Here is a 14,145-nt window from a genome sequence, read left to right on the forward strand (position 1 = left end):
CAGCGAAAGGCCCTTGCCGTGATCGATCTGCACAACCACACCCTCTTCAGCGACGGCGCGCTGGTGCCGGCCGAACTGATCCAGCGCCACCACGCCCTGGGCAACCGGGCCGTGGCCATCACCGACCACGTCGACCCCAGCAACATCGACCTGGTCCTGCCCCGCGTGATCACCGCCTGCCAGCAGCTCAACCGCCACAACCGCGTCCAGGCCCTGGCCGGCGTGGAGTTGACCCACGTGCCGCCGGCCCTGATCGGGCCGATGATCCGCCAGGCCCGCGACATGGGGGCCCAGATCGTGGTCGTCCATGGCCAGACCATCGTCGAGCCCGTGCCGCCGGGCACCAATCTGGCCGCCATCCAGGCCGGGGCCGACATCCTGGCCCATCCGGGCCTGCTCACCGCCGAGGAGGCCGCCCTGGCCGCCGCCCGCGGCGTGGCCCTGGAGATCAGCGCCCGCAAAGGCCACTGCCTGACCAATGGCCACGTGGCCCGCCTGGCCCTGGCCCACGGCGCGGCCCTGGTCATCAACACCGACGGCCACGCCCCCGGCGACCTGATCGACCGCGCCCGGGCCCGTCAGGTCGGTCTGGGCGCGGGGCTGGACGAGGCCCAGGTCCAGACCGCCTTTGAAAACGCGGCGCGCATCGCCACCCGGGCCGGCCTGATTCTGGCCTGAAGGCCGGCCGCCGCCCATGGACCGCGCCAAAACCCTGCAAGCCATCGCCACGGCCCTGGACGCCGGTCCAACGGCCGCCCTGGCCGCCTGCGCCGAAGCGTTGATGCGGCTGCGGCCCATGGCCGCCGACGGAGCCCAGCGCCTGTGCCGGCCGCTGCTGGCCGCCGGCCTGGGCGCGGCCGCCCTGCTGGAGCGCCTGGAATCCCTGGCCGTCCGCCAGGCCTGCCTGGGCTGCGCCACCTGCTGCCAGGCGTCCAGCCCCACACTGTATCTGGCCGATCTGGCCCTGCTGGGCCCCGATGGTCCGGGACGCGGGCACTTCTACACCCTGCGCGCCGGCGAGATGGTCAGCTCGGCGCGACTGGGGAGCCGGCAGGCCCTGGTTGCCGAACTGATCAAAATCCGCGAGGCCCCCGGCGGTGGCTGCGTTTTTCTGGAGCCCGGCGGCGGCTGCGCCATCTACGACCGGCGGCCGTTGCAGTGCCGCAACCTGGAGTGCTGGTCGGGCCGCGACGCCAGCACCCTGGCCCTCAAGCCGCGCCTTGGCCGGGCCGAGATCCTCTGCGACGACGACACAGCCCTGACCCTGGCCGCCGAATACGACGTCAAGCTGCCCGCCGCCGAGTTGACCCAGGCCCTGGAACAAGCCAAGGCCGGCTCGCAGGTCGCCGCGGCCGCGGCCCTGCAAATGATCGAACTGGACCACCGCCTGCGCGGGGCCATCAGTCGGCGCTACGGCTACGACGCCCCGGCCCTGGAGCTGATCATCGGCCGCGCGGCCCAGGTCGTGGCCCGCGCCCACGGCCTGGCCCTGGGCCTGGACCGCCTGGGCCGGCCCAGGCTGGAGAGGCTGCATTTCGGGCCGGCCTGAGCAATTGTTGCCGGCAAGCGCTGCCCAGCTCCCGCCGGCCGGCCGACTCCGCCACGGGGCGTCATTTGCATTTTTCTTGAATCTTCGGCATATTGCCCGACCACGCCGCGCCACCATGCGGCTGGCACCTCTTTTGCTTCACCATGGTCGATCCCTTGGCCATGGAGCAAAAAGATGCGCACGTCCAACGCCAATCAATATCGTTTGATCAGCAGTGACCTCTCCAACCTGCTGGCGGCCCAATACAAGCTGCAAAAGCAGGTGCTCACCGGCCAGGTGGGCACCACGCCCTCGGAGCAGGGCGGCGCGTCCAACGCCATCATGCGCACCAATCTGCAAATGGACTTGATCAGCCAGTATCGCGTCAACCTGGAGTCGGCCGACTCGTGGCTGACGTCATCGGAAACGGCCATGCAGAACATGGTCAATATCCTCACCCAGGCCAAGACCGTGGCCGAAAAGATGTCCACCGGCACCCAGCAATCGCTGGAGCAGCAGACCGCCGCCGAGGAAGTGAGCAATATTTTCGCCCAGTTGGTCACCCTGAGCAACACCAAGGTCAACGGGCTCTATATCTTCGGCGGCACCTCCACCAACTCGCGGCCGGTGATCACCGCCCTGGCCGCGGCCGGGCCGTCCAGCCTGACCAGGACCGTCGCCGCCGGCCACGACTCCACCGCCGACGTGGTGGCCAACCCCCTGACCAGCGGGGCCTACGCCTTCCAGATCGGCCGCAACAGCGTCGGAACGTCGTCGACGATCACCATCTCGGCCAACAACACCCTGGGCGAGACGGGCATCGTCCCGCCGCTGAGTTTCGACGCCGGCGCGGCCAACTGGATCACCACCCAGACCGCCCAGGACTATCAGGCCCAGTTACTGACCCTGCGCTACGCCTTCGCCTCGTCTTCCAGCGAGGTCTCGGCGCGCATCGGCGAGACGTTTTCGTGGACGGGCGACAGCGCCGCCGGCGAGCAGACGTTTCATTCCTACGCCAAGGTTTCTTTCAGCGGCGCGGGCACGGCCACCATCGACATCGACGGCGCGCCGACCTACACCGCCGATTCGGCCCAAGAGCTGGTCGAGGCGGTCAACGCCTCTGGCGGCGACTACTTTGCCTGGGCCGAAGGCGACGACGTCTATTTCATGATCAAGGACGGCGTGGCCCCAGGCACGGTGCACGAGGTCTCGGCCAGTGGCGGGCCCGTCAGCGTCAGCTACCCCACCCTGGACGACCTGACCGACCAGATCAACAACGGCAACCAGGCCACGGGCATGGTCAGCATCGACAACGCCAGCCTGCCCGGCCTGGACGACACCATCACCCTGGGTGACCATCGCTGGACATGGTCGGAGATAACCGGCGGCTCGCTGCCCGCCGACGCCGACGGCTACGCCAGCGCCCTGGCCAGTTGGGTCTCGGCCCACACCGACGAGTATTCGGCCACGGCCACCACCGGCGCGGCCAGCGCCGGCGCCTCGGTGATCATCACCGCCAGGGCCGCCGGCGACGCCGGCAACGTGGAGCTCAGCGGAACCAACGTCATCACCTCCGGCGCGCTGATGGGCGGCGTGCAAGGCTCCAGCCCCGTGGCCACCGGCAGCCTCTACGCCGCCGGCGAAAGCGACTACAAGTACGAAACGACCCTCAAGTGCACCGTCCTGGAAGCCGACGCCGACAATCTCACCGTGCGCATGCGTTGGTACGACGACGAGGGCGCCTTGCATCAGCAAGACCTGACCATGCCCGCCGCCGGCGAGGACAACGGCGTGGCCATCCCCGGCCTGGACGGCGTCACCCTTTACCGTGACGACCTCGTCTTCCAGGAGGGGACGGAGCTTTCCATCAAGCTGGGCCACTATCAGGGCAACGAAGAGGATATCGCCGTCAGCTTCAGCAGCAACACGCACATGCGCTACAACTGGAACGCCAGCCAACTGCTGGGCGACAGCCTCACCGTCGACCTGTACGGCGAAACGGCCAAGCGGGCCACCGGCGGCGGCAGCGGCGACATCAACCTGATGGGGGCCTATCGCGGGCTCTACAGCCAGCAGTTCGATTTCGACGTGGTCGACGGCGGCCAGGTGCCCGGCGACGAGGTCACCGTGCGCGTGCGCTGGACCGACCAGAACGGCAACGAACACGAGGAGTTGATGACCTTCGACGGCGCCGGGCCGGAAAACGCCCAGGCCATCCCCGGCGCCGACGGGGCCCAATTCTATCTCGACAGCGGAACCTACGTGGTCGACGACTCTTTCACCTACACCGTGGAAAAGAGCACCGTCCAGTTGATGGACATGTTCGTCATGTGGGAGGAGGCCCTGGCCAGCGGCGATCAGGAGTACGCCCAGACCGTCAGCCAGCAGGCCCTGGACGTGTTGACGGCGGCCATGGAGCAGATTCTGGATTACGTCGCCGACTCGGGCGCGCGCCAAGACCGCATCGCCGTGCGCGGGGCGGTCATGGACGACCAGGAGCTCTATCACATCGGCGTGCTGGAAGACCTCGACGGCGTGGACACGACCCAGGCCTTCATAGATCTGAGCATGCTGCAGACGGCCTACAACACCAGCCTCAAGGTCACTTCGACCATCTCTGAGATGTATCTGGTCAACTACATCAGCTAGCGGCGGGCCTAATCCAGGCGCGCCGTGGGCCGATGGGCCAACAGAAAGGCGACCCCACCGAGCCGGCCATCGGCGAAGGCGCGGTAGTCCTGCGGCGCGGCCTCGATGACCAGGCGACGCACCCGGGGCATGGCATGGGGGTCGTTCTCGGCCGGCGCTTCGTCCAGGATCACCAGCACCAGCATCCGCACCTCGGGCAGGGCGGCCAGATCCTCACCCATGGCCACGGCCATGGGCAAGGCCGCCGACGCCAACACCTGGCCTTCGACCGGGGCCACGTCCAGGCCGATCCAGGCCGGACGTCGCCAGCGCATGATCACGCTGAGCCGGCCATCGGCGAAGCCGAACGACGGCGCGGCCATGTCGCAGCCCATCAACGGCGCGACTCGCTGATATTTATCAAAAAAACGCCTCAAGCCCGCGCGCAGGGGGTCGTCCTTGGGCCGCGAGACGATCTCGGGCGGCAGGATCGAGTCGACTCCGCGCAACTGCACGTCCTGCATGGCCGGCAAAAGCCGGGCCGGGCGAGAGAGCTTCAGCACGTCTTCGTCGGCCACCTGGCGGCCCTGGTTGACTTCGTCGATCTCGCCGCCGCCGGGCAGGAAGCCCTGGGCGGTGACCACGTAGCGCAGGCGCGTGGCCATGGTGGTGACCACGTCGCCGCCGTGCGCGGTGACCTTGCGCTTGGTCGTCTCGGGCAGCCAGCGCAGGCGCAGTTCGCCGTCGATGTCGGTGACGTAGGGCGGCTGTTTCTCGGCCTGGCCGCGCATGGGCGTGATGACGATCTGGGCCCCTTCCAGGGGCATGCCGTCGCCGTCGAGCACGCGGATGACCACTTCCTGGAACAACGGCTCGCCCTTGGCCCAAACCGCCTGGCCAGGCTGCAGCAGGCAGATGGCCGCCAAAATCAAAACGCCCGCCCTGAAAACGCCCATGAATCCTCCCCGCTCAATGCGCGCGGCCCGCCCGCGCCGACGATATCATTGTAACATTGTATTGCCTGGGCCGCCGACGTCAAGGCCGCTTTGACGCCGGCCGATTGACTTGACGCCGGGGGCGTGTTAGTTTTCCTCTGCCGAGTTGGGCCCCGAAGCCACGATCAACGCCGAACTTTTTGGAGCAGGCCGACATGTTGGAGCTGATGCGCAGACAAGCGGGCAACTGGATCATCAAGATCATCCTGGGCCTGATCGCCCTGGCCTTTGCCCTTTCATTCGGGCTCAGCCCCAACTTCGGCTCCAATCCGGGCGTGGCCATGAAGGTCAACGATCAACCAATCATGGAAGACGCCGTTTCCGAGCTTTACGGCCGCATGACCGAGCAGGCCCGCCAGCAGTTCGGCGACAACTTCGACAAGCTGGCCCCCATGCTCAACCTGCGCCAACAGGCCCTTTACAGCCTGATGGACCGCTTGCTCCTGGCCCAGGCAGCCCAACGCATGGGCCTGGGGGTCAGCAACCGCGAGTTGGCCTCCTCGATCCAGGACATGGCCGCTTTCCAGGTCGAGGGCAAATTCGACATGCGGCTCTACCAGCAGCGCCTGGCCGCCAACCGCCTGACCGAGGAACGCTTCGAAAACAGCGTGCGCGCCGACCTGCTGCAAGGCAAAATCGCCGCCATGGTCGGCGGTTCGGGCCAGGTGACGCCGTTGCAGGTCGATCAGGCCCTGCAAGAGGCCCTCAGCCGGGCCGACGCCGTCTACCTGCTTGTCAAGCCCGAGGATCTGCTCGACAGCGTCAAGGTCGGCGAAGACGAAATCGCCGAGCACTACGAGTCGCACAAGGGCCTCTACATGAATCCGGCCACCCTGCGCGTCGACTACGTGGCCCTGCCCGTGTCCGCTTTCCGCGACAAGGCCGACGTCGCCGAAGACGAGATCATCGACGCCTACGAGATGGACTGGCGGCAATACAGCCGGCCCGAGGAGGTCCGCGCCCGGCACATTCTAATCGAACTGGCCCCCGAGGCCGACGAGGCGCAAAAGGCCAAAGCCAAGGCCCAGGCCCTGGCCCTGCTCGAAAAAGCCCGCGCCGGCGAGGATTTCGCCAAGATGGCCAAGGAATATTCCAAAGGCCCCTCGGCCGACAAGGGCGGCGATCTGGGTTATTTCCAGCGCGGCCAGATGGTCGGGCCCTTCGACGAGCTGGTCTTCAAGATGACCCCCGGCCAGATCGAGGTGGTCGAGACCGAGTTCGGCTGGCACGTGGTCAAGCTGGAAGACAAAAAGAAGGCCCGCATCGTCCCGCTGGAGGAGGCGCGCGGCGAGATCAAGGCCCGACTGGCCGAGCAGCAAGCCAAGGATTTGGCCATGCAGGCGGCCGAAGGCCTCTTCGACGCCCTGGCCGCGGGTCAGCCCCTGGAGGCGGCGGCCAAGGAGCGCAAGCTTGTCGTCGAGCAGCCGCCGGCCGTCACCGCCGATCAGCCCGTGCCCGGCCTCACCGGCCTCAAGGACTTGTTCGCCGCCGCCCAGGGCCTGGAGGCCGGCCAGCCCCTGCGGCCCATGACCTTTGACGGCGGCGCCGTGGTGGCCGTTATCCGCCAGCGCACCGCGCCCCAGCCCAAGCCCCTGGATAAGGTCCGCGAGCAGGTCGAGATGGCCGTGCGCTCCGAAAAGGCCAACCAACTGGCCCAGGTCCAGGCCAAGGAGATCATCGCCAAGCTCAACGCCGCCAAGGATCCCGCCGCGGCCCTGAGCAAACTGGGTGGCAAACCCACCGGTCCGCTCACCTCATCCGAGCCGATCGAGGGCCTGCCCGGCAGCGAACAACTGCAACAAGCCATCCACGCCTTGGCCCAGGACAAAACCGTGTTGGCCCAGCCCGTGCCCGTGGCCGGCGGCTTTGCCGTGGCCGTGGTCACCAAGCGCCAGCCGCCCGAGCCAGGGGCCATGGATCAGATGCGCGAAGGCATGACCCAGCAACTGCGCCGGACCATGCAAAACCAGACCTATCAACGCTTCCTGGCCGACCTGCGCAACAACGCCGACATCCTGGCGCCCCAGCAGACCAGCGGCGGCGGTTGGAAGATTCCTGGCTGCGACCGCGGCGTGGACTTGGAGTGGGTCCGGCCGGCCATCTAGATCGCGGCCCGCGGGCCGGGAAAGGTGGGATAGACGTCATGGAGCCGATCGAACTGACGCCCATCGGGGTCATCCATTCGCCCTTTGCCGAGCCCGGCGAGGCCCCCCACCAGGGCGCGGAGGCCGACGCGCCGGCCGAGATCGTCCTTGCCGACGGCATGGCCGAAGGCTTGCAAGGCCTGGAGGCCGGCGACTGGCTGTGGGTGCTCTATCATTTTCATCTGTCCGGCCCGGCGCGGATGCTGGTCCACCCCCGGGGCGACCGTTCGCGGCCGCTGAAAGGCGTTTTCGCCACCCGCGCGCCGATCCGCCCCTGCCCCATTGGCCTGAGCCTGGCGCGGCTGGAGGCCATCGACGGCCAGGTCATGCGCGTGCGCGGCCTGGAGGCCATCGACGGCACGCCGGTTTTCGACATCAAACCCTACGCGGCCGGCCTGGACCGCCCGCGCCCGGAGAAAAAACCGTGAGCGCCCTGGAATCCCACGACCAGGTGCTGCATTTCTGGTGCCCCATGCTGGGCCAGACCATGCATTTCGGCTATTGCCGCAAGATGCAAGGCGGCCTGCCCTGTCACCGGGTGCTGGTTTGCTTTGGACCCCACTTCGACGTGCAAGGCTTTTTGAACGAGCACTTCACGCCCCAGCAGCAAGAGCAGTTCCTGGCCGCGCCCAAAAGCCGCCTGGAGCGCATCCTCGACGCCGCCGATCAGGTCCGCCAAAAGCAGGATCAAGGCCAATGACCAGCCTGACGGTGGTGGTGGAAAACCACTCCGACCGGCCCGAGTTGGCCGCCGAGTATGGCCTGGCCCTGTGGCTGGAGCACGAAGGCGCGGCCTTTCTCTACGACGCCGGGGCCGGCGGGGCGCTTTTGCCCAATCTGGCCGCCCTGGGCCTGGACCCGGCCCGGCTGACGGCGGCCGTGTTCAGCCATGGCCATCTGGATCACATCGGCGGCCTGCCCGGCCTGCTGCGATCCAGGGCCGGCGCGCCCCTGGACGTCTGGCTGCACCGGGCGGCCTTCGCCTCGCACCTGGCGCGGCGAGGCGACGCGCTGGTCGACATCGGCCCGCCCCTGGATCAACCCGGCTTCGAGGCCCTGGGCGCGCGCTTTCACTTCGTCACGGGCCTGAGTGAACCCTGGCCGGGCCTGAGGATTCTGGCAGACATCCCCCGGCGCACGGCCTTCGAGGGCCCCGCGCCAAACCTGGTGGCCATGATCGACGGCCGCGTGGTCGACGACCCCTTTGACGACGACCTGGCCCTGATCGTCGACACGCCCGGCGGCCCGGCCCTGATCACCGGCTGCGCCCACGCCGGGGTGGTCAACATCCTTTTGGCCGCCGAACGGGCCCTGGGCCGCACCCCGGCCTGGCTGATCGGCGGCACGCACCTGGGCCCGGCCCCCCAGGGCCAACGCCAGGCGGCCGCGGCCGAACTGGCCGCCCGGCCGGCGCTGCGCGTGGCCAGCGGCCACTGCACCATGGACGCGGCCAAGGATCTGCGCCAAAGCCTGGGCCAGCGCTACGTGGATTTGATCAGCGGCCTGCGCCTGGAATTCTAGCCGGTGGCCTATCTCGAACGCCAGATGATCAGCCTCTGCGGCAAGGCCATCCACGGCTGGCGCATGATCGCCGAGGGCGACAAGGTGGCCTTGGGCCTCAGCGGCGGCAAGGATTCGCTGGGCCTGCTGTGGCTGCTGCGCGAACGCATGCGCCGCATCCCCATCGAGTTCGAGCTGACGCCCATGCATATCGACATGGGCTTTGGCAACGTGGACGTGGCCGCGTTGCGGCGGTTCTGCGCGGAGTTGGGCCTGGATCTGCTGGTCTTTGAAAGCGACTTCGGCCCCCGCGCCCACAGCCCCGAAAATCGCAAGAACAGCCCCTGCTTTTTCTGCGCCCTCAAGCGCCGCGCCCAGATGTTCAAGATGTGCCGCGAACACGGCTGCAACAAGCTGGCCCTGGCCCATCACCAGGACGACATCTTCGAGACGTTTCTGATGAATATCCTGCACGCCGGCAACATCTCGACCATGCTGCCGGTGCAGGCGCTTTTTCGCGGCGAGTTGAAGATCATCCGCCCCTTGAGCCTGATCGGCGCCGATCAAACCAGGCGTTTCGCCCAAGTCAAGGAACTGCCCGTGCAGCCGCCCTGCTGCCCCTCGGCCGGCCAGACCACGCGGGCCCAGGCCGGCCGGGCGTTGGATGGCTTTTTCCGCGACAACAAAAAGTCGCGCGCCAACCTGTGGCGCGCCCTGACCCACGCCGGGCTGGCCTCGCTGCCCGCCCCACCCACGACCATGCGCCTTGGCCGCAAGAAATCCGACAGCAAATGACCGGCGAACCCAAAACGAAATATCGGCCGATCATGGTGGTGGGCACCGGCTCCCACGTGGGCAAGAGCGTCGTCGCCGCCGCCCTTTGCCGAGCCCTGGCCAGGCGCGGGTTGGACGTGGCCCCGTTCAAGGCCCAGAACATGGCCCTCAACTCGGGCATCACCGCCGACGGCGGCGAGATGGGCCGGGCCCAGATCACCCAGGCCGAATGCGCCGGCCTCGCGCCCCACGTGGACATGAACCCCATCCTGCTCAAGCCCACCTCCGACATGGGCTCGCAGGTCATCGTGCTGGGCCGGGCCGTGGGCAATTTTCGCGCCGCCGAATATTATCGCCACAAGCCCAAGCTTACGCGCACGGTCATGGCCGCCTTCCGCCGGCTGCAAGGGGCCCATCAGCTCATCGTCCTGGAGGGCGCGGGCTCGTGCGCCGAGGTCAATCTCAAAAAGCATGATCTGGTCAACATGGCCATGGCCAAGCGGGCCCAGGCCGCGGTGGCGTTGGTGGCCGACATCGACGCCGGCGGCGTCTTCGGCCAGATCATCGGCTCGCTTGGCCTGCTGCCGCCCTCCGAACGCAAGCTGGTGCGCGGGCTGATCGTCAACAAGTTTCGCGGCGATCCGGCGCTTTTCGCCTCGGGCGTGGAGTTTCTGGAGCGGCGGACGGGCCGGCCCGTGCTGGGCGTGTTGCCCCATTTTTCGCACATCAGCTTGCCCCAGGAAGACGGCGTGGCCCTGGAGCGGGGCCAGATGACCTCAGCCGGCGGCGGCAGGATCCGCATCGGCGTGGCGCGGCTTTCGCACATCAGCAACTACACCGACGCCGACGTGCTGGCCGCCGAGCCGGCCGTGGAGCTGCGTTGGGTCAGCCGGCCCGAGGAGTTGGCCGGGTTGGATCTTCTGATCTTGCCCGGCACCAAAAACACCCTGGCCGCCCTGCGGACCATGGTCGAGTCGGGGCTGGACCAGGCGGTGCGGGCCTATCACGCCTTGGGCGGGCGGGTGCTGGGCGTCTGCGGCGGCTATCAGCTCCTGGGCCAGGTCATCGCCGATCCCCACGGCGTGGAAGGCCCGCCGGGCCAGGCCCAGGGCTTGGGGCTGCTGGCCGTGGCCACGGTCATGGCCAAAAAGAAAACCACCAGCCAGGCCCTGGCCGTGGCCGCGGCCGGCCTGCCGCTGAGCGCGTCGGGTCTCTTGGCCGGCTACGAGATTCACATGGGCCAGACCAACGCCTTGGAGGCCGATCGGCCGGCCTTCGTGGTCACCAGCCGCTCGGGCCGGGCGGTGGATGTGGCCGACGGCCAGGTCAGCGCCGACGGCCGCGTGCTGGGCACCTACCTACACGGCGTCTTCGACAACGACCAACTGCGACGCGGCCTGTTGGCCTGGGCCGGCGGCCACGACGCGGCGGCCCAGAGCCTGGACTACGCCGCCTTCAAACAGCGCCAATACGACCTGCTGGCCGATCATCTGGAGGCCCACGTGGCCATCGAGCCCCTGCTGGAGCCCCTGGGGCCAAAATGATTGACGAGCCCGTCGATTGAGTTTAGGTTTGATCACATAACTCAGACGCCGCCGGCGGCCCAGGAAGGGCGCACGGGATAGGCCGGAAAAACCGGAGAGGCCAGCCTCGCCGCGCCGAAGCGCGGACGCGGGGCGCGCCTTGGCCGCCGGCCCAACAGAAGCCCCGACCAGCGGCGTCAGGGGGCCAAAAGCCCGGCCGGCCTGAAGGCTGGAGGGCCGATCATGCCCGCGCTCCGCCCAAGGAGCCCGGGCATCGCCTTTTTCAGCCGACAATTCAGGGGAGAGCGTATGATAAGCAAACGTGTTTTGGCCGTCATGGCGGCGCTGGCCCTGTGCCTGACGGCGCTGCCGGCGGCGGCGGCGGAAGACCGGCAAGACGAGTTGGTGCGGCAACTGCTCGAGGAAGTCAAGGCCCTCAAGGCCAGGGTCGGCGAACTTGAAAGCAAGCTGGCCCAGACCAGCCAGGCCGCCGAGCAGGCCGGCCAGCAGGCCCAGGAGGCTCAGGCGACCAGCGCGCATTCGCTGAAGATGTCCGAGCAGGCTCAAAAGGCCAAGGGCGAACAAGTGGCCGGCGGGCTGCTCAGCGACGCTGGCAAGCGCCTGAAGATCTACGGCGCCATCGAGGTTGAGGGCCAATACGCCAACCTCAAGCCCAAAAATGGTCCCAGCAGCAGCGTAAGCGACTTCACCCTGGCCACCGCCGAGGTGTTCATTGAGGCCGACATCAACAAGTACGTCAAGGGCCTGGTGCACATGCTCTATGAAGAGGGCGACACCGACCCCATGAACATCGACGAGGCCTACATTCTGTTGGGCCAGACCGACGACGTGCCGGCCTATTTCCTGGGCGGCCGCATGTATCCGGCCATCGGCCTTTTCGAGACCAGCATGGTCAGCGACCCGATCACCCAGGACATGTTCGAGACCCAGGCCACCGCCGCCGAGGTTGGCTGGGCCCAGGACTGGTTCAACGTGGGCGTGGGCGCCTTCAACGCCGACGTGCATCAGTATGACGACGGTGCCGACAACACCATCAACACCTTCTACGCCCGCGCCCAGTTCGACGCCCCCGAAGGCGCCCTCGGCAAGGACGTCGACCTCAACTTCGGCCTGGCCTACATCAACAACATCGCCGCCGGCAACCTGCGCGAAGGCCTGCTCACCGAATACGACCAGATCCAGGATCTGGTGGCCGGCTGGTCGGCGATGATCAGCGCCCAGTACGAAATGGTCGCCTTCACCGCCGAGTACATCTCGGCCCTGGACGACTTCAAGGCCGGCGAGCTCTACCCCGACGACAAGCTCAAGCCCTACGCCTACAGCCTGGAGCTGGCCTTCATGCCCTTTGACGAATGGACCTTCGCGGCCCGTTTCGAGGGCGCCGAGGGACCCACCGCCGACAAGGGCTCGGACATGGACACCCCCGACCACCGCTGGGGTCTGACCGCCTCCTGGGAATTCCTGGAAGACACCGTGCTGAGCGTGGAGTACATGCGCTTCGAGTTTGACGACGAAAGCGAAGAGGACTGCGTGACCACGCAATTGGCCGTGGGCTTCTAAACGTGTTTGACCGGGCGGCGCGGTCGCCCGGACTGGAGAAATAATCATGCGCGCGCGCGAACTGTTCATCGGCGCTTTGCTGACCCTGAGCCTGGCCGCCCCGGCCTGGGCCCATTTTGGCATGGTCATCCCCGAGCAAAACATCACGGCCAAGGCGGGCACCGTCTCGGCGCGGCTGCTGTTCTGGCATCCTTTCGAGGGCAATGGCATGGACCTGGTCAAACCGGCCGAGGTCGGCGTGTTCCGCCAGGGCGAAAAAACCGACCTGCTGCCGGCGCTCAAGGAGCGAAAGCAGGACGGCCACCAGGCCTGGACGGTGGATTACAAGATCAAAAAGCCTGGCGATTACTATATTTACATGGTGCCCCAGCCCTATTGGGAGCCGGCCGAGGACTGCTTCATCATCCACTACACCAAGTCTCCCATCAGCGCCATGGGCGCCGAGGAAGGCTGGGACGAACCCCTGGGGCTCAAGATGGAAATCGTGCCCCTCAGCAAGCCTTACGGCCTTTATGCCGGCAACGGCTTCTGCGGTCAGGTGCTCTACAAGGGCAAACCCCTGGCCGGGGCCGAGGTCGAGGTGGAGTATTACAACCAGGACGGCAAGCGCAAGGCCCCGGCCGACGCCTACGTGACCCAACTGGTCAAGGCCGACCAGAACGGCGTGTTCAACTTCACCATGCCCTGGTCGGGCTGGTGGGGCTTCGCCGCCCTGCACACCGACGACGATCGCAAGATCGCCCACGACGGCCAGGACAAGGACGTGGAAGTCGGCGGCGTGATCTGGGTCTTTGCCCACGAGTAAACCAATCTGGCCCGGGCGGGGGCGTCCCCGTCCGGGCGAGGAAGCATCGATGCATATTTCAGAAGGAGTTCTTTCCGCGCCGGTTTTGGCCAGCGGGGCCGTGCTGGCCGCCACCGGCGTGGCCATGGGCCTGGCCAGGCTCGATTATCAGAAATTGCCGCGGGTGGCGGTGTTGTCGGCGGCGTTTTTCGTGGCCAGCCTGATCCACGTGCCGGTGGGCCCGGTGAGCGTGCATCTGGTCTTGAACGGCGTGGTGGGCCTGTTGCTGGGTTGGGCGGCGTTTCCGTCGATATTGGTGGCGCTGGCGTTGCAGGCCATCCTGATGCAGTTTGGCGGGCTGATCGTTTTGGGGGTCAACACCTTTTCCATGGCCATGCCGGCGGTGATCTGCCACTATCTTTTTCGGTCGATGGTCGCCAGCCAAAACCGCGTCGTGGCCTTTGCCGGCGGGGCCTTGGCCGGGGCGCTGGCCGTGGCCCTGGCTGGCCTTTTCGTGGCGTTGGCCCTGTTTGGCGGTGGCGAGGATTTCGCCACGGTGGCGGCGGCGGTGGGCCTGGCCCACGTGCCGATCTTCATCGCCGAGGGCGTGTTGACCGGGCTTGCGGTATTGTTTATCAAAAGGGTGCGGCCGGCCATGCTGGACCGCGACCAGGCTTGAGGGGGTTTG

13 protein-coding genes are annotated in these 14,145 nt (G+C 67.3%); 12 read left to right on the plus strand and 1 reads right to left on the minus strand.

Features of this window, described 5'->3' with window-relative positions; genetic code table 11:
- The first annotated feature begins 18 nt into the window (after nucleotides 1-18).
- The 3 genes from DEBA_RS13295 to DEBA_RS13305 all read left to right on the plus strand — a co-directional run bounded on the left by DEBA_RS13295 (nucleotide 19) and on the right by DEBA_RS13305 (nucleotide 4,177).
- Complete coding sequence (locus DEBA_RS13295) at nucleotides 19-678, plus strand: histidinol phosphate phosphatase domain-containing protein (protein ID WP_013259463.1); 660 nt, start codon at nucleotides 19-21, stop codon at nucleotides 676-678.
- Between the two features lie 16 nt (nucleotides 679-694).
- Nucleotides 695-1,549, plus strand: a complete 855-nt coding sequence (locus DEBA_RS17270) for a YkgJ family cysteine cluster protein (RefSeq protein ID WP_013259464.1) — start codon at nucleotides 695-697, stop codon at nucleotides 1,547-1,549.
- A 204-nt stretch (nucleotides 1,550-1,753) separates the two neighbouring features.
- Nucleotides 1,754-4,177 carry a flagellin N-terminal helical domain-containing protein gene (locus DEBA_RS13305; protein WP_407639300.1) on the plus strand — a complete coding sequence of 808 codons (2,424 nt, stop codon included), beginning with the start codon at nucleotides 1,754-1,756 and terminating at the stop codon, nucleotides 4,175-4,177.
- Between the two features lie 8 nt (nucleotides 4,178-4,185).
- Here the strand turns inward: DEBA_RS13305 and DEBA_RS13310 are convergent, their stop codons facing one another.
- Nucleotides 4,186-5,112 carry a hypothetical protein gene (locus DEBA_RS13310; protein WP_013259466.1) on the minus strand — a complete coding sequence of 309 codons (927 nt, stop codon included), beginning with the start codon at nucleotides 5,110-5,112 and terminating at the stop codon, nucleotides 4,186-4,188.
- A 194-nt stretch (nucleotides 5,113-5,306) separates the two neighbouring features.
- Between DEBA_RS13310 and DEBA_RS13315 the strand changes: the two genes are divergently transcribed.
- From DEBA_RS13315 to cbiM, 9 genes are all read left to right on the plus strand, one after another.
- A complete protein-coding gene (locus tag DEBA_RS13315) occupies nucleotides 5,307-7,256 on the plus strand; it encodes a SurA N-terminal domain-containing protein (RefSeq protein WP_013259467.1) in 1,950 nt (649 codons plus the stop codon).
- A 38-nt stretch (nucleotides 7,257-7,294) separates the two neighbouring features.
- Nucleotides 7,295-7,723 carry a tRNA (N6-threonylcarbamoyladenosine(37)-N6)-methyltransferase TrmO gene (tsaA, locus tag DEBA_RS13320; protein WP_013259468.1) on the plus strand — a complete coding sequence of 143 codons (429 nt, stop codon included), beginning with the start codon at nucleotides 7,295-7,297 and terminating at the stop codon, nucleotides 7,721-7,723.
- Nucleotides 7,720-7,995, plus strand: coding sequence for a hypothetical protein (locus DEBA_RS13325; RefSeq protein ID WP_013259469.1), 276 nt, complete (start codon nucleotides 7,720-7,722; stop codon nucleotides 7,993-7,995). The genes tsaA and DEBA_RS13325 overlap by 4 nt, the downstream gene beginning before the upstream one ends.
- A complete protein-coding gene (locus tag DEBA_RS13330) occupies nucleotides 7,992-8,816 on the plus strand; it encodes an MBL fold metallo-hydrolase (protein WP_013259470.1) in 825 nt (274 codons plus the stop codon). Before DEBA_RS13325 ends, DEBA_RS13330 begins: the two co-directional genes overlap by 4 nt.
- A gap of 3 nt (nucleotides 8,817-8,819) precedes the next feature.
- Nucleotides 8,820-9,590, plus strand: coding sequence for a tRNA 2-thiocytidine biosynthesis TtcA family protein (locus tag DEBA_RS13335; RefSeq protein ID WP_013259471.1), 771 nt, complete (start codon nucleotides 8,820-8,822; stop codon nucleotides 9,588-9,590).
- Nucleotides 9,587-11,113: a cobyric acid synthase gene (locus tag DEBA_RS13340; RefSeq protein WP_013259472.1), complete on the plus strand. Its 1,527-nt coding sequence runs from the start codon at nucleotides 9,587-9,589 to the stop codon at nucleotides 11,111-11,113. Before DEBA_RS13335 ends, DEBA_RS13340 begins: the two co-directional genes overlap by 4 nt.
- Before the next feature lie 288 nt (nucleotides 11,114-11,401).
- A complete protein-coding gene (locus DEBA_RS13345) occupies nucleotides 11,402-12,673 on the plus strand; it encodes an LbtU family siderophore porin (RefSeq protein WP_043814542.1) in 1,272 nt (423 codons plus the stop codon).
- Nucleotides 12,674-12,719: 46 nt separating this feature from the next.
- Entirely contained in the window at nucleotides 12,720-13,478 is a 759-nt protein-coding gene (locus DEBA_RS13350; protein ID WP_013259474.1) for a DUF4198 domain-containing protein, read from the plus strand.
- Nucleotides 13,479-13,527: 49 nt separating this feature from the next.
- On the plus strand, nucleotides 13,528-14,136 hold the full coding sequence (cbiM, locus tag DEBA_RS13355; RefSeq protein ID WP_013259475.1) for a cobalt transporter CbiM: 609 nt from the start codon (nucleotides 13,528-13,530) through the stop codon (nucleotides 14,134-14,136).
- The last annotated feature ends 9 nt before the right edge of the window (nucleotides 14,137-14,145 follow it).

Origin of the sequence: Desulfarculus baarsii DSM 2075 (assembly GCF_000143965.1) — a bacterium.
Classification (GTDB): Bacteria; Desulfobacterota; Desulfarculia; order Desulfarculales; family Desulfarculaceae; genus Desulfarculus; species Desulfarculus baarsii.